The 15,707-nt window shown below is 55.5% G+C and carries 12 protein-coding genes; 5 read left to right on the forward strand and 7 right to left on the reverse strand.

All coding sequences use genetic code 11. The features are described 5' to 3' along the window. Positions 1-108: 108 nt before the first annotated feature. The gene (locus E0L16_RS05590) at positions 109-1,497 is read right to left on the reverse strand and encodes a sensor histidine kinase (RefSeq protein WP_131636490.1); all 1,389 of its coding nucleotides are present in this window, start codon (positions 1,495-1,497) and stop codon (positions 109-111) included. Then, a complete protein-coding gene (locus tag E0L16_RS05595) occupies positions 1,497-2,174 on the reverse strand; it encodes a response regulator (RefSeq protein ID WP_112791776.1) in 678 nt (225 codons plus the stop codon). The genes E0L16_RS05590 and E0L16_RS05595 overlap by 1 nt, the downstream gene beginning before the upstream one ends. Positions 2,175-2,377: 203 nt before the next feature. On the opposite strand from E0L16_RS05595, the gene E0L16_RS05600 reads away from it, so the two are divergent. Beyond that, a complete protein-coding gene (locus E0L16_RS05600) occupies positions 2,378-3,214 on the forward strand; it encodes a MipA/OmpV family protein (RefSeq protein ID WP_131636491.1) in 837 nt (278 codons plus the stop codon). Between the two features lie 287 nt (positions 3,215-3,501). Here the strand turns inward: E0L16_RS05600 and E0L16_RS05605 are convergent, their stop codons facing one another. Further along, positions 3,502-3,672 carry a YfgG family protein gene (locus tag E0L16_RS05605; RefSeq protein WP_064910267.1) on the reverse strand — a complete coding sequence of 57 codons (171 nt, stop codon included), beginning with the start codon at positions 3,670-3,672 and terminating at the stop codon, positions 3,502-3,504. A gap of 366 nt (positions 3,673-4,038) precedes the next feature. Between E0L16_RS05605 and E0L16_RS05610 the strand changes: the two genes are divergently transcribed. Beyond that, on the forward strand, positions 4,039-6,279 hold the full coding sequence (locus E0L16_RS05610) for an EAL domain-containing protein (RefSeq protein WP_131636492.1): 2,241 nt from the start codon (positions 4,039-4,041) through the stop codon (positions 6,277-6,279). 4 nt (positions 6,280-6,283) lie between these two features. Here the strand turns inward: E0L16_RS05610 and ppx are convergent, their stop codons facing one another. From ppx to purM, 4 genes are all read right to left on the reverse strand, one after another. Then, a complete protein-coding gene (gene ppx / locus E0L16_RS05615; protein WP_063868035.1) occupies positions 6,284-7,822 on the reverse strand; it encodes an exopolyphosphatase in 1,539 nt (512 codons plus the stop codon). Positions 7,823-7,825: 3 nt separating this feature from the next. Then, positions 7,826-9,886, reverse strand: a complete 2,061-nt coding sequence (gene ppk1 / locus E0L16_RS05620; protein ID WP_006811494.1) for a polyphosphate kinase 1 — start codon at positions 9,884-9,886, stop codon at positions 7,826-7,828. A gap of 228 nt (positions 9,887-10,114) precedes the next feature. Beyond that, the gene (gene purN / locus E0L16_RS05625) at positions 10,115-10,756 is read right to left on the reverse strand and encodes a phosphoribosylglycinamide formyltransferase (RefSeq protein ID WP_112791615.1); all 642 of its coding nucleotides are present in this window, start codon (positions 10,754-10,756) and stop codon (positions 10,115-10,117) included. Beyond that, positions 10,753-11,790, reverse strand: coding sequence for a phosphoribosylformylglycinamidine cyclo-ligase (gene purM / locus E0L16_RS05630; protein WP_063450491.1), 1,038 nt, complete (start codon positions 11,788-11,790; stop codon positions 10,753-10,755). The genes purN and purM overlap by 4 nt, the downstream gene beginning before the upstream one ends. A 266-nt stretch (positions 11,791-12,056) precedes the next feature. Between purM and E0L16_RS05635 the strand changes: the two genes are divergently transcribed. The 3 genes from E0L16_RS05635 to uraA all read left to right on the forward strand — a co-directional run bounded on the left by E0L16_RS05635 (position 12,057) and on the right by uraA (position 15,703). Next, positions 12,057-13,487: a 6-phospho-beta-glucosidase gene (locus E0L16_RS05635; RefSeq protein WP_131636493.1), complete on the forward strand. Its 1,431-nt coding sequence runs from the start codon at positions 12,057-12,059 to the stop codon at positions 13,485-13,487. Between the two features lie 217 nt (positions 13,488-13,704). Continuing rightward, positions 13,705-14,331, forward strand: a complete 627-nt coding sequence (upp, locus tag E0L16_RS05640; protein ID WP_040074548.1) for a uracil phosphoribosyltransferase — start codon at positions 13,705-13,707, stop codon at positions 14,329-14,331. Positions 14,332-14,413: 82 nt separating this feature from the next. Beyond that, a complete protein-coding gene (gene uraA, locus E0L16_RS05645; protein WP_131636494.1) occupies positions 14,414-15,703 on the forward strand; it encodes a uracil permease in 1,290 nt (429 codons plus the stop codon). Positions 15,704-15,707 lie beyond the last annotated feature (4 nt).

Below are 15,707 nucleotides of genomic sequence, written 5' to 3' on the forward strand. Positions count from 1 at the left end.
AGAGGTGAATAATCAATAAGTAACAATATAACAAATACGGTAATCTTATTGAAGCAATCTGCGGCATCCGCAAAATAACGCAGCCGTTGGGGAGCGCCGCGTTTCCGTTCATGCGAACGCGGGGGTCGGGAAGTCAACGGTCACCATCAGGCCACCTTCTGCTGACGTGCTCAGGTTGACCCTGCCGTTGTGCTGCTGCGTAACGGCTTTGACGATGGCAAGCCCTAAGCCACTCCCGCTCTGGATCTGATTGGGATCGCGGAAAAACCTGTCGAACACCCGCTCCCGCAGTTCAACCGGAATGCCGGGCCCCGCATCCGAGACGCGCAGCTGAGCGGATGTCTCTCTCGATTGCAGCTGCACCTCTATGCGTCCCCCCTCGGGGCTGTATTTCACGGCATTTTCGATCAAATTGTCGATCAGTGACACCAGCCGTTCCCGGATGCCTGCGACCCGGATTTCATCGTCGGCGAAAAACTCAAGCTCAATACTGCGCGCCGACGCCAGCGGCTCCAGGGCAGCCATGCGCTCCTGAATAAGCGTTGTCAGCGGCACAGGCTCCATAACCGTGTCGATGTGCGCTTCGCTGTGCTGCATCAGCAGAAGCTGATTGACGAGACGAGCAGCACGGCTATTGCTGCGAACAATGCCTGCAAGCAGCTCCTGCTGGCTTTCGCTGGTGACCCAGGACTGCAACGCCTCGACGTTGATCCGCATCGCGGCCAGAGGCGTTCGCAGCTCGTGTGCGGCATCGGCAATAAAAATTCTCTCCCTTTCGGCGCTTTCCCGCACCCTGGCGAGAAAGTCATTAATCGCGTCCACCGTCTGGCGAAGCTCCCTGTGCCTCGGGACGGACTTTAAAGGAGAGAGATCGTCCGGCGTACGCAATGAAATTTCATTCACCACCCTGTTCCAGGGGCGCATCGCGATGCGGATTGACAGCCACGCGGGAAACAGAAGAAAAGGGATGCATATCATCAGCGGCATGACGTAGTAGCCGCGCGAGTTCAGGTAGATAAAGAAATTCCAGCTCCCGGCCGGGGTGAAGAGGGTGACCTCCACGTCGGAGTACGCGGATTTGAGCGTACGGCTCGTCCAGGCGTGGTCCTCAGTCTCGACACGCTGCATTTCCCCCAGGCGGCTATTTTTCACCTCCGTTGGCGCGCCAGGCGATGAATAAATAACCTCATTATGCTTGCGAACAATGAGGTTGATGGACAGCTCCGGATCTTCGCCGCCGCCATATCCCTCCCGCAGCGCTTTGCTGAACGCTGCCAGCACAACATCACGCGCCTGCGGGCGATCGTCCATGCTCTCGACAAGAGAAAAAACGGTTTCGTAAGTCTCACTGCCCGTAAGGATTGGCGGGCTGCGCAGGTCTTCCAGCAAAATGAAGGTTAAAAAAAGACACCACAGCAGCGTAAGCAGCAGCATCTGGGCGACCATCATTCGCCTGACCAGCGTAGGGAGCCTGAGGTGATACCAAACTTTACGCATCAGCCTGCCGCCTTCTGAACCGGTACGGTATCAATGACGTACCCAACGCCGCGCACCGTTCGCACAAAGCCCTCGCCAATCTTTCGCCGGAGGTTACCCATATGCACGTCGAGCGCGTTGCTGAGGTTTTCTTTTGTGCCGAATATTCTTTCTTCCAGATACCGCCGCGTAAGCACGCGGTCGGCGCGCAGCATTAAGGTTTCAAGCAGCGCATATTCACTGGCCGTCAGTTCAACGTGACGTGCGCTTACGGTCACGCGGCGCGTCGGCACATGAAGCGATAAACCGCGAATTTCGATTGCTTCATTTTCAAAGCCATAGCTACGCCGCGCAAGGGCCCGTACGCGCGCCAGCAGCTCGGCGAGAACAAAAGGTTTAACCAGATAGTCGTCTGCACCTGCATCCAGCCCGCACAGGCGGTCCTGTAGCGTGCCCCGCGCCGTCAGGATGATGACGGGAACGCCCTTAAGCTGTTGACGCAGGCGCGTCATCAGGCTCATGCCATCGCCATCGGGTAGCCCCAGGTCGAGCAAAATAAGTTCCGGCACGCAGAGCGCAAGCTGATGCAGCGCATCCTCTTTGCGGCGTACCCATATAACATCAAATCCCTGATCTGCAAGGGCGATACGTACGCCATTGCCGAGATCCAGGTCGTCTTCAATGAGGAGAATTTTCACATTGGTCACTGTATCAACAGAGAATGAAGAACAACTGAAGAAAAAACGGTAACAGGAATTATTCAGTGTTTACAGCACGTTCACGTGCTTCAGCATTTCTTCATTTACGGCTCATTAGAACCTCAGGGTGGGTATTCAGAATGTTCGTTCTGGCGTTTAACACCGCTTGTATCGTAATTATCTGAATCCAAAGGGCTTCTTTAATGAGAAACATCAAACTGCGTCATAATTTCCCCCGTTCACGCATCGGTCGCAGCATGAAAAGCATCCTGCCGGGGGCCGTCCTGGCGTTACTGGCCGCCCCGGCGCTGGCGGCTGATCAGCCTCAGGGCAATGTGTTAACCCTGGGGGGCGGCGTCGACGTTGCGCCACGCTATTCCGGTTCGGATAAGAGCCGCGTTACGGCGGCTCAGGTGGTTGATTACGCTATGGCGAATGGTTTCTTTGTCAGCACCATGCGGGGGATCGGCTACGGCAATAGCTTTGGCAACCTGAACTACAACGCTGCGCTGAGCTATCGCGCAGGACGTAAGGATCGCGATGTAAGCAGCGATTCGATCGCCTCCGGCAGCGACTACCTGCGAGGAATGGGTGACGTTAAAGGCTCAGCTATCGTTGTGCCCGGGCTGGAATACAAGGTGACCGACTGGCTTAACGTGCAGATGCAGGCTGAGGTTCCGGTTTCGGAGAGAGACAACGGGGAAGCTGTGCATTTCGGCATTGCCAGCCCGCTTTATACATCTCCCAAAAATACGGTAACGCTGGCGCTGACCGGCAGTTGGGGTTCCAGCAAGTACATGCAAACGTACTACGGCGTCAGCGCCGACCAGTCGGCCGCATCGCGATTTGCCCGACATGAAGCCGGAGCCGGAATATATGCGTATTCGCTGAACCTGGACTGGACTCATAAGCTCACCTCTCGCTGGAGCCTGCTTGCCGCAGCCGGCGTTACGCAGCTGACGGGTGATGCAGGCGATAGCCCGATTGTTCAGCGTAAAACGTCCCCTACGGGAAGCCTGAAGGTGGCATATAGCTTCTGATGGTTAAGCGAGGGGGAAGGGGCTTTTTGCTGAACACATACTCGCTTCAGCTGCTGCCGTCGGCAAACGCTCCGTGCGCCAGCAAATGACGTCAGCGCAAATACAGGAAGCAGGAAATATCGACGAATCATCTGTGTCTCTCCTCATCAGTTTATTATGGCGAGGGATACAGAAGACCATTTTTATGTATCGGGGATGTTTGCTTTTGCGGGCGTTTTGTACCGGTTTGTCAGCGTAGCGCTCGGGATACAGTGCGATACAGTTTGTCTGCCGGGAACGAACAAGCGTTAGCGCTCGGGCGTATCCACCACAAGACCTGACTGCTGCGACTGAATTTTGTCCTGATGGTGATACCAGGCGCCGATGGAGGAATAAACAAAGCGGCCAAAGAAAAACATGAAGCTGATGAGCAGTATGATGCGGGTCATCCGGGTGTTGAATCGATGTCGTTTTCGCATACGCGTAGCCTGACTCACTTTATTTTCCTGAGTATACCCTTTTGGGCGATGCGGCTATTAAGGCACAGCTGCAAGTCAGGGTCAATTCGTCAGAATGTAAAATACCGTCAATGCTTACATTAATTTATGTTATTAAAAACAACGCATTTATTTATCGCCTTGATAATTACAGGAAAAATATTCAAAAAAAACGTAAGAAAGATTTATTCAGATAATTTAATTTGATTTAGGTCAACGGAATCCCGCCTCTGGTATTTAAAATCCTTCCTCCACTGCTTGCCAGGAATTTTCCAGGCAATTTATACGTCAGGTTGGATGCCTGTCTTCACTTACCCTCTGGAGCGCAAGGGTTGTAAACGAGCATCTATGAATATTCAGCACATCCTGAAGCAAAATAAAGACCGCTGGTGGGCACTTCCTCTTATTTTACCCGTGGTGTTACTCCCGGTGCTGAGCGTGGCAAATACCTTAACGCAGCTGGGCGAGGGTATCGTTGCGCTCTATTATTTACCGCTCTCTTTTCTGCTGACGCTGATGCTGTTCTTCGGCATGGAGGCGCTCCCCGGCATCGTGGTGTCGCTGTTTTTACGCTATTACCCTTCCGTTGGGCTGTATGAAACCGTGGCCGGCATTCTGCATTTTATCGTTCCCCTGGTGCTCAGCTGGGGCGGTTATCGCGTGTTTGCGCCCCGACGCAATATGACCGCGTACGGCGACGTGCGCCTGATGGGACAGCGTATTTTCTGGCAGGTTTTCTGCCCCGCAACGCTCTTTTTGATACTGTTTCAGTTTGCGGTGTATCTCGGCGTGTACGAAAGCCGCCAGAGCCTGGCAGGGTTAAATCCTTTCAACATCCGCACGCTCATTAACTATCAGGCGCTGCTGGTGAGCGGGCTGACGGGCGTGCCGCTCAGCTATTTGCTGATCCGTCTGATTCGCCATCCGCGCTACGTCAAAGGGCTGATATCCCAGATTCGCGCGCAAATAGACAAAAAGGTCACCGTCGTAGAGTTTGTGGCGTGGTTTTTAGCGCTGGGCGGGCTGCTGGGCATGCTGCTGCTGCCCATGAACATCAACAGCTCTATTTTCAGTACAAACTATACCTTGTCTCTGCTGATGCCCGTGATGCTCTGGGGCGCAATGCGCTTCGGCTACAAGCTGATGTCGATTATCTGGACGCCGGTCCTGCTGGTGTCGATTCACTATTATTATCACTACATTCCGCAGCATCAGGGCTATGACATTCAGCTGGCGATTACCTCCTCCAGCTATCTGGTCTTTTCATTTATCGTCATCTACATGTCGATGCTGGCGACACGCCAGCGCGCCATTAATATTCGTTCCCGCAGACAGGCGTTTCTCGATCCGGTTGTGCATATGCCGAATCTGCGGGCGCTGTCGCGCGAGCTGGCCAGTAACCCCTGGTCGGCGCTCTGCTTACTGCGCGTACCCGAGCTGGAAGTGCTGGGGCGTAATTACGGCGTACTGCTGCGCATCCAGTATAAACAGCAGCTGGCGCAATGGATAAATGGCACCCTCCAGCCAAATGAGCGCGTCTATCACCTCACCGGGTATGACATGGCGGTGCGTCTGGATGCGGAGTCGCATCAGCGGCGTATTGAGACGCTGGACGAGCATATCAAGCAGTTCGTTTTTATCTGGGATGGTATGCCGGTACAGCCTCAGGTCGGCGTGAGCTACTGCTATGTACGCTCTCCCGTCAATCATCTCTATCTGGTGCTGGGGGAACTGGGCATCGTGGCCGACCTCTCCCTCTCCACCAACCACCCGGAAAATCTTCAGCAGCGCGGGGCCGTTCATTTGCAGCGTAGCCTGAAAGATAAGGTGGCGATGATGAGTCGTTTGCAGGCCGCGCTGGAGCAGGATGCCTTTACCCTGCTGGTTCAGCCGGTTCGCGGGCTGCGCGGCGATCGTTACCACGAGGTGCTGCTGCGGATGCGCGACGATAACGGTGCGCTGATCTTTCCCGAGCAGTTCCTGCCCATAGCACAGGAGTTTGGCTTATCGTCGCGTGTGGATTTATGGGTACTCGAGCGTACGTTGAGTTTCCTGGCGCAGCACCGTCAGCGTCTGCCGGGCCAGCGCTTTGCGATCAACCTTGCACCGTCTACCGTCTACCGGGCTCAGTTCCCGCTCGAGGTGAGCCGCCTGCTAGCGAAATATGCCGTTGAAGCGTGGCAACTGATTTTTGAGGTGACCGAAAGCAGCGCCTTTGGTCATGCGGATCGGGCGGAAACCAACCTCAGGAAATTACAAAAAATGGGGATACGGATCGCCATTGATGATTTTGGCACCGGGTACGCCAGCTACGCGCGGTTAAAAAGCGTGGATGCCGACATCCTCAAAATCGACGGCGGCTTTATTCGCAATATTGTCAGCAACAGTCTGGATTACCAGATTGTGGCCTCCATTTGCCATCTGGCCCGGATGAAGAAAATGCTGGTGGTGGCGGAATACGTGGAAACAGAAGAGATACGTAGCGCGGTACACGCGCTAGGTATCGATTATGTGCAGGGCTATCTGATTGGGCTGCCGGTGGAGCTCGAAACATTGCTCGAAACGCAGCCTTCTGAGGAAAGCGCCTGAGCCATTACGCGGCTGCCTCAGAGCTCTCTTCTTCAATCTTCAACAGCCAGCCGGTGACCGCTTCCCAGTACTGCTGCTCTTTTTCCAGATCCAGCAGAACCAGCGCGTTCTGGCTGAACCAGTCGTGCGGGAAGCTCAGCGTCCAGTGATGGTCGTCCGTTTTCAGCTTCAGCGTCGGTGGCGTGGTGGTTGCCTGACGCTGGTTATTAAGCAGCACGCCAAGGCGCAACAGCTGAATCAGCGGCAGGAACTGCTTTTTCTTGAACAGCGTAAAGCGCGGCAGATCGTCGAGCTTAATGGCTTTGCGGTGATAGCGCACCAGCGTCGCCATCATGGTTTGCTGCTCCTGGTTGAAGCCAGGCAGATCGCTGTTTTGCAGAATATAGGCTGAATGACGATGCATCCCGCTGTGGTTAATGTTCAGCCCCACCTCGTGCAGCATCGCGGCCCATTTTAACAGCGCGGCGAGCTGCGGGTGCGCCAGCTTCGGATTCTGCTCCTCCCACTGCTCGTACATCTGAACCGTGGTTTCCAGAACCCGTTTCGCCTGCTCGCGGTCGATGTTGTACTGGTTCGCCAGGCTCTGGGCGGTGCGGCTGCGTATATCCTGATGACGGAAGCGGCCTTCCATCTCATACAGCACGCCTTCGCGCAGGGCGCCGTCAGAGAGGCGCAGCTCTTTGATCGCCAGCGCGTCAAACACGCCGCACAGGATCGCCAGCCCCGGGACGAACACCGCTTTACGTTCGTCGGACAGGCCCGGCAGACTCAGGGCGTCGAAGCTCTTATGCTTAAGCACCTCTTCGGTGAGTTTTACCAGGCGCTCAGGCGTAATAAACCCGTCTTTTTCACCCATCGCCAGCAGCACTTCGTGGGCGGCTTTAATCGAACCCGATGCCCCGAGCGCCACGTTCCAGCCCTGAATACGGTACTGCCAGGCCAGGTTTTCCAGTTTTTGCACGGCGGCCATGCGCGCGCGCTGGAAGTTTTCGCGGGTGATTACGCCGCCCGGGAAATACATCTGCGCGAAGCTGACGCAGCCCATACGGCGGCTTTCCACCAGGCGCGGCTCGAAGTCTTCGCCAATCACCAGTTCAGTTGAGCCGCCGCCGATATCAATCACCAGCTTGCGGCCTTTTTCCGGTTGGGTATGCTCCACGCCCATAAAAATCAGGCGTGCTTCTTCGTTACCGGAGATGATCTCAATCGGGTAGGGGATGACCTTTTCCGCGCGCTTCAGAAACTCCGGCGCGTTCAGCGCCTGGCGTAGCGTATGCGTCCCGACGATGCAGACGCTGGACGGCGAAAAGCCTTGCAGACGTTCTGCGAACAGCGACAGGCAGTTTAGCCCGCGCTCCATTGCCTCTTCGCTCAGCATGTTACGCGCATCAAGACCATCGGCCAGATGCACACGCTGTTTCAGGCGACCGATGATCTGCATCGCGCCATCCACCTCGCGGGCGATGACCATATGGAAACTGTTTGAGCCAAGATCGACCGCAGCGAACTCCTGCGGGCGTGGGGTATTATCGTTTATTGGCATAGGTTAATCGGGTTGCTCAAGTGATTTGATGTAATCGTAAATCGCCAGCTGCGACCGGACTTTTCGGCGATTGCCGCGCGGTACATAGCGATTACTGAGTTCTTTGTCGATATAACGTGCTTTCACCGTATCGCTGAACAGGATCTCGATAATGTCCAGAATACGCTGCTTAAGGCGGGGATCCAGCAGCGGCGCCGCCACTTCAATACGGTAATCAATATTACGCGTCATCCAGTCGGCGGAAGAGAGATATACGCGCTTATCACCGGCATTATCGAAAATATAGACGCGATCGTGTTCAAGATAGCGATCCACAATGCTGATCACGCGGATGTTGTCGCTGATGCCTTCCAGTTCGGGGATGAGCGAGCACATGCCGCGAATGAGCAGATTAACTGGCACGCCGGAGCTGGAGGCCGCGTACAGGCGGTCTACCAGGCCTTTGTCCACCAGGTTGTTGAGCTTCAGCGTGATGCCGGACGACAACCCGTTCTGCGCGTTGGCGATCTCTTTGTCGATCATATCGTACAGCAGGCGGCGCGAGTTCTGCGGGGACACCAGCAGGTAGTCGAAGCTAACCGGGCGGTACGGGTTCTCGATGAAGTTGAACACCCGACGCACTTCGTTGGTAATGCGCGCATCGGCCGTCAGCAGCGAGTAGTCGGTGTAAATTCGCGCGGTTTTCTCGTTGAAGTTACCGGTGCCGATATGGGCATAACGCACCACGTCGTCGCCTTCTTTACGGGAAATCAGGAACAGCTTGGCGTGAATTTTCAGCCCCGGCGCGGAGAAGATGACGTGCACGCCCGCTTCCGTCAGTCGGCGCGCCCAGTGGATGTTGGCCTCTTCGTCGAAGCGTGCCTGTAGCTCAACCACCACGGTCACTTTCTTGCCGTTGTGCGCCGCGTGGATCATCGCGTCGATGATGCGGGAATCTTTCGCCACGCGATAGATGTTGATTTTAATCGCCAGCACGTTCGGATCGAACGAGGCCTGACGCAGCAGCTCCAGCACGTGTTCAAAGGTGTGATACGGATAGTAGAGCAGCACATCGCGCTCGCGGATGGCGTCGAACCCGTTGCGGAACTTATCGAACCAGATATGGCGCAGGCGCGGCAGCGGCTTGTTCACCAGGTTGGCTTTGCCAACGTTCGGGAAGCCGATGAAATCTTTAAAGTTGTGGTAACGCCCGCCGGGGATAATGGAATCGTAGCGGGAGATGGTCAGCTTATCGCGCAGCATTTCCACCATCGCGTCCGGCATATCGCGCTGATAAACAAAACGCACCGGCTCTGCGGTCAGGCGCTGCTTGAGGCTGGAGGACATCAGCTCCATCAGGCTGGCCTCCATCTCGTGCACCAGATCGTACTCGGCGTCACGGGTCATCTTCATCGAGTAGGCGTTTAGCGCGTCGTAATCGAAGAAGCCTTTGAAGATATCGTCAAGGCAGTAACGCAGGATGTTATCAAGCAGAATCATCGGCTTACGTCGACGCGGCGTTTCCGGCGGCAGGTTCACAAAGCGCGGAACCTTATCGGACGGAATTTCCAGCAGCGCATAGTTGATGGTCTCACCGCGAATGATTTCCACTGCCAGATAGGTGTAATCATCTTTCAGGAACTGCACCAGATCGGTTTCACGGTTGATCAAAATCGGGGTGATGTGCTGGCGCAGATAATGTTTGAAATAGTGGCGAAGCCAGTTTTGCTGATTCGCGGAGAGCTGACGTTCGTTGATCAGAAAGATTTGATTGCGTGCCATTTCCAGTAGCAGCTCGTTATAGAGGCCATCAAATTCCTGATCGGCTTTCATGACGCGAGACTGGATTTTTCCAAGCAGATGCCGCGAGTGGGAGTTTAAGCCCTGTTCTTCACTGATGATGATTCGGCGCTTCAGTTCGGCAAAGCGAACCTTATAGAACTCATCCAGATTGTTGGAATAGATGCCTAAAAAACGCATGCGCTCAATCAGCGGGTTGCTTTTATCGGCCGCTTCCTGAAGTACACGTTCGTTGAATGCTAACCAGCTTAGCTCTTTCTCAATGTATAACTTTTCCTGACCCATTACAGCTCACACTCCAGTTCAATCACAGGACGTGGTAAATCCGTCTCGTCCTTATTATGGCGAGCATTTCCACGATATGTCCAACAGTGCCAGAAAAGTATGACAGTTATTTTTTTTGTTGGGGATTTTAGAGGGTTGGGGGTGGGGTGTCGGGTGGCGCTGCGCTTACCACGACCTACGGGAGCGTAGGCCCGTGAAAGCGAAGCGCCGCCGGGCAATTCAAACAGACTACTCTTCGGCCGCATAACCCTGCGGAGGCAACTTCACGCCGTCCAGCCAGGCTGCGCCGTTGCGCATCTCCAGGCGTCCATCGACAAACCAGCTTACCACCAGGGGATAAATGGCGTGCTCCTGCGTCTGTACGCGTTCGGTCACGTCGTCTTCGTTGTCGCCGTCAAAGACCGGTACTTTCGCCTGCAAAATCACCGGACCGCCGTCCAGCTCGTCGGTGACGAAATGCACGGAGGTACCGTGCTCCTCATCGCCGTTCTCCAGCACCTGACGATGGGTGTGCAGGCCGGGGTATTTTGGCAGCAGGGAAGGGTGAATATTGAGCAGCCGACCGGCGTAGTGTTCAACAAAAGCCGGACTCAGGATGCGCATGTAGCCTGCCAGCACCACGACGTCGGGCGCGTAGGCGTCAATTTCCTGCACCAGTTCGCGGTCAAACGCTTCACGGCCCGCAAACTGACTGGCTTCCAGCGCGTGCGCGGGAATACCGGCTTCCCGCGCGCGCTCAAGGCCGAACGCATCGGCCTTGTTGCTGAATACTGCCCGAATGGTGCCATTAATTTTCTTCTGTTTGCAGGCGTCTATGATTGCCTGCAAATTGCTTCCGTTGCCGGAAATAAGCACCACGATGTTTTTCATTCAATGACCACACGCTGTTCGGAATCGGACGCTTTAATCGTACCGATTTTCCACGCGTTTTCACCTTTTTCTGTCAGCAGCTTAACCGCTTTATCCGCTTCGCTTGCCGGCAGGGCGATAACCATGCCCACGCCGCAGTTAAAGGTGCGGTACATTTCGTGCGAGCTCACGTTGCCGGCGGTTTGCAGCCAGTTGAAGACGGACGGCCACTGCCATGAGGAGGCGTCGATTACCGCCTGGGTATTGTCCGGCAGCACGCGCGGAATGTTTTCCCAGAAGCCGCCGCCGGTCAGGTGAGCGATAGCGTGAACGTCGACGTTCTCAATCAGCGCCAGTACGTTTTTCACGTAGATGCGGGTCGGGGCCAGCAGGTGATCGGCCAGCGGTTTGCCGTCCAGCTCGGTGGTCAGCGGGTCGCAACCGCTCACTTCGAGGATTTTACGTACCAGAGAGTAGCCGTTAGAGTGCGGGCCGCTGGAGGCCAGCGCAACCAGCACATCGCCGTCAGCCACTTTGCTGCCGTCGATAATTTCTGATTTTTCTACCACGCCAACGCAGAAGCCTGCGACGTCATAATCTTCACCGTGATACATGCCGGGCATTTCAGCGGTTTCACCGCCGACCAGCGCACAGCCGGATTGCAGACAGCCTTCGGCGATGCCGTTAATGACGCTGGCTGCGGTGTCCACGTCCAGCTTGCCGGTCGCGTAGTAATCCAGGAAGAACAGCGGCTCAGCGCCCTGTACCACCAGGTCGTTGACGCACATCGCCACCAGATCGATACCGATCGTATCGTGACGCTTAAGATCCATCGCCAGGCGCAGTTTTGTCCCTACACCATCCGTACCCGAGACCAGCACAGGTTCACGATATTTTTGCGGCAGCGCGCACAGTGCGCCGAATCCACCCAGGCCACCCATCACTTCCGGGCGGCGGGTTTTTTTCACCACACCTTTGATTCGGTCAACCAGCGCATTACCTGCGTCAATATCAACACCGGCATCTTTGTAGCTGAGAGAAGTTTTGTTGGTCACGGCTCAAGTCCCCACGCGATTGCATAGCTAGTAAGAAAAATCGGCGCAATTCTAACAGTCCAGGCAAACGTTTGCGAGCCTATTCTCGGCGCGAAGATCTTTTTTTCTCAGTGGCCGGTAAAGGGCGACAAACTTGACTCTGTTCACGAAAATGAAACCGGTTTCTGCGATCTGCTTGCAACGGCTTTCCCCTTTGCACATCATCAAACTGAAACCGGTTTCTGTAACTGTTTTTGCAGAAAATAACGCAGAATGAGGGAAAGCAAATGTCTGGATTTAAAGCAGGTTTTCTGTGGGGTGGAGCCGTTGCGGCGCACCAGCTTGAAGGCGGCTGGAAAGAGGACGGCAAAGGGGTAAGCGTTGCCGATGTCATGACCGCGGGCGCCCACGGCGTGCCGCGTGAAATCACCAACGGCGTGCTGGAGGGGAAAAATTACCCAAACCACGAAGCCATTGATTTCTACCACCGTTATAAAGAAGACATCAAACTCTTTGCCGAGATGGGATTCAAATGCTTCCGCACCTCCATCGCCTGGACGCGTATCTTCCCGAAAGGCGACGAGCTGGAGCCGAACGAAGCAGGACTTAAATTCTACGATGACCTGTTTGACGAGTGCCTGAAGCACGGCATTGAACCGGTTATCACGCTTTCCCACTTCGAGATGCCTTTCCACCTGGTAACGGAATACGGCGGCTGGCGCAACCGTAAGCTGATCGACTTCTTCGTGCGCTTCGCGAAGGTCGTTTTTGAGCGTTATCAGCACAAAGTGAAGTACTGGATGACCTTTAACGAGATCAACAACCAGGCAAACTTCCACGAAGACTTTGCGCCGTTCACCAACTCCGGGCTGAAATATGCGCCGGGTGAAGACCGCGAGCCGGTCATGTTCCAGGCGGCGCACTATGAGCTGGTGGCCAGCGCCCTGGCGGTGAAGGCGGGGCGCGAGATCAACCCGTCGCTGCAAATCGGCTGCATGATTGCCATGTGCCCCATCTACCCGCTGACCTGCGCGCCGGACGACATGATGATGGCGATGAACGCCATGCATCGCCGCTACTGGTTCACCGACGTGCACGTGCGCGGCAAGTATCCGCAGCATCTGCTCAACTACTTCGAGCGTCGCGGCTTCGCGCTGGATATCACCGAAGAAGATAAGGCCGCGCTGACGCAGGGCTGCGTGGATTACATCGGGTTCAGCTACTACATGTCTTTCGCCACCAAAGCGACGGCAGATAACCCGGCGCTGGATTACGACGAGAGCAAGAGTCTGGTCTCTAACCCGTACGTGCAGAAATCCGACTGGGGCTGGCAGATTGACCCTGTCGGCCTGCGCTACTCTCTGAACTGGTTCTGGGATCACTATCAGCTCCCGCTGTTCATTGTTGAAAACGGCTTTGGCGCGATCGACGTGCAGGAGAGCGACGGCACGGTAAACGACCAGTACCGCATTGATTATCTGTCTGCACACATCCGCGAGATGAAAAAAGCGGTGGTGGAAGATGGCGTCGATCTGATGGGCTATACCCCGTGGGGCTGTATCGACCTGGTCTCTGCCGGAACGGGTGAAATGAAGAAACGCTACGGCTTTATCTTTGTCGATAAAGATAACGAAGGGAACGGCACGCTGAACCGCAGCAAGAAGAAGTCGTTCGACTGGTATAAGCAGGTGATTGCCAGCAACGGCGATAACCTCTAATTGTCGGGTGGCGCTCACGCTTACCCGACCTACAATACACGTAGGCTCGCGTAAGCGCAGCGCCACCGGGCAAGATCCCGCACCCAAGCCGGAGCCCTGCCTCCGGCTTTTTTGTTTTTGATTGATATACGTCAAGCAAGTTGGGTATGGCGCAATCGGAAAAAAGCGGTATAATCCCGCGATTTTTTTGCGGATGCCACCTCAGAGGAGAAAGAGAATGAAGATTGTGGAAGTGAAACACCCACTCGTTAAACACAAGTTGGGCCTGATGCGTGAGCATGACATCAGCACGAAGCGTTTTCGCGAACTGGCTTCTGAAGTGGGCAGCCTGCTGACCTACGAAGCAACCTCCGATCTGGAAACGGAAAAAGTGACCATCGAAGGCTGGAACGGTCCGGTACAGGTTGAGCAGATCAAAGGTAAAAAAATTACCGTGGTGCCAATCCTGCGTGCGGGTCTGGGCATGATGGAAGGCGTACTGGAGCACGTGCCAAGCGCGCGTATCAGCGTGGTGGGTATCTACCGTGACGAAGAGACCCTTGAGCCGGTCCCGTACTTCCAGAAGCTGGTCTCTAACATCGACGAGCGTATGGCGCTGGTGGTTGACCCGATGCTGGCGACCGGTGGTTCGATGATCGCCACCATCGACCTGCTGAAAAAAGCCGGATGCAGCAGCATTAAAGTGCTGGTCCTGGTCGCAGCGCCGGAAGGTATTGCGGCGCTGGAAAAAGCGCACCCGGACGTTGAACTGTATACCGCATCCGTCGACCAGGGGCTGAACGAGCACGGGTACATCATCCCGGGACTTGGCGATGCCGGCGATAAGATTTTTGGTACTAAATAATCGAATAACGATAAAGAAGCCGACTTTGATAGTCGGCTTTTTTTTGAATAAAAACCAACAATAACACTCAGAGGAAAACACTATGACGCGCCGTGCTATCGGGGTGAGTGAAAGACCGCCGCTTTTACAGACAATCCCGCTTAGTTTGCAGCACCTGTTCGCCATGTTTGGCGCAACCGTGCTGGTGCCAATCCTGTTTCACATTAACCCGGCTACCGTGCTGCTGTTCAACGGCGTCGGTACGCTGCTTTACCTCTTTATCTGTAAAGGCAAAATTCCGGCCTATCTCGGGTCGAGCTTCGCCTTTATCTCTCCGGTACTGCTGCTGTTGCCGCTGGGTTATGAGGTCGCGCTGGGCGGCTTTATCATGTGCGGCGTCCTGTTCTGCCTGGTCTCCTTCATCGTGAAGAAAGCGGGCACCGGCTGGCTGGACGTGATGTTCCCGCCTGCGGCGATGGGCGCTATCGTTGCCGTCATCGGCCTGGAGCTGGCTGGCGTGGCGGCGAACATGGCCGGCCTGCTGCCGGCGGACGGTCAGTCACCGGATTCTAAAACCATCATTATTTCGCTGGTGACGCTGGGCGTGACGGTGTTTGGCTCCGTGCTGTTCCGCGGTTTTATGGCGATTATCCCGATCCTGATCGGCGTACTGGCGGGCTATGCGCTCTCCTTCGTCATGGGCGTTGTGGATACTACGCCGATTGCCGAGGCGCACTGGTTCGCGCTGCCAACCTTCTACACCCCGCGCTTCGAATGGTTTGCTATCTTCACCATTCTGCCTGCCGCGCTGGTGGTAATTGCCGAGCACGTCGGCCACCTGGTGGTGACGGCGAACATCGTGAAGCGCGACCTGATCCGCGACCCGGGCCTGCATCGCTCCATGTTTGCCAACGGTTTCTCCACCATCATCTCCGGCTTCTTCGGCTCCACGCCAAACACCACCTACGGCGAGAACATCGGCGTAATGGCGATCACCCGCGTCTACAGCACCTGGGTTATCGGCGGCGCGGCGATCATCGCCATTCTGCTCTCCTGCGTTGGCAAGCTGGCGGCAGCGATCCAGATTATCCCGGTGCCGGTGATGGGCGGCGTCTCGCTGCTGCTGTACGGGGTGATCGGTGCCTCCGGTATTCGCGTGCTGATTGAATCCAAAGTGGATTACAGCAAAGCGCAGAACCTGATCCTGACCTCCGTTATCCTGATTATCGGGGTGAGCGGTGCGAAGGTGCACATCGGCGCAGCGGAGCTGAAGGGTATGGCGCTGGCGACCATCGTGGGCGTCGGCCTCAGCCTGATTTTCAAGCTGATCTCGGTGATCCGCCCGGAAGAGGTGGTCCTGGACGCGGATGAAAGCGAAAAAGCGCTACATTGATCGT

It is taken from the genome of Enterobacter quasihormaechei (genome assembly GCF_004331385.1).
In the GTDB taxonomy this organism is placed as follows: Bacteria; Pseudomonadota; Gammaproteobacteria; order Enterobacterales; family Enterobacteriaceae; genus Enterobacter; species Enterobacter quasihormaechei.

What these genes read in the sequence shown, in the direction of transcription:
- E0L16_RS05590 (WP_131636490.1), bottom strand. Translation starts at nt 1,497, where the DNA reads ATGCGTAAAGTTTGGTATCACCTCAGGCTCCCTACGCTGGTCAGGCGA.
- E0L16_RS05600 (WP_131636491.1), top strand. Translation starts at nt 2,378, where the DNA reads ATGAGAAACATCAAACTGCGTCATAATTTCCCCCGTTCACGCATCGGT.
- E0L16_RS05605 (WP_064910267.1), bottom strand. Translation starts at nt 3,672, where the DNA reads ATGCGAAAACGACATCGATTCAACACCCGGATGACCCGCATCATACTG.
- E0L16_RS05610 (WP_131636492.1), top strand. Translation starts at nt 4,039, where the DNA reads ATGAATATTCAGCACATCCTGAAGCAAAATAAAGACCGCTGGTGGGCA.
- ppx (WP_063868035.1), bottom strand. Translation starts at nt 7,822, where the DNA reads ATGCCAATAAACGATAATACCCCACGCCCGCAGGAGTTCGCTGCGGTC.
- ppk1 (WP_006811494.1), bottom strand. Translation starts at nt 9,886, where the DNA reads ATGGGTCAGGAAAAGTTATACATTGAGAAAGAGCTAAGCTGGTTAGCA.
- purN (WP_112791615.1), bottom strand. Translation starts at nt 10,756, where the DNA reads ATGAAAAACATCGTGGTGCTTATTTCCGGCAACGGAAGCAATTTGCAG.
- E0L16_RS05635 (WP_131636493.1), top strand. Translation starts at nt 12,057, where the DNA reads ATGTCTGGATTTAAAGCAGGTTTTCTGTGGGGTGGAGCCGTTGCGGCG.
- upp (WP_040074548.1), top strand. Translation starts at nt 13,705, where the DNA reads ATGAAGATTGTGGAAGTGAAACACCCACTCGTTAAACACAAGTTGGGC.
- uraA (WP_131636494.1), top strand. Translation starts at nt 14,414, where the DNA reads ATGACGCGCCGTGCTATCGGGGTGAGTGAAAGACCGCCGCTTTTACAG.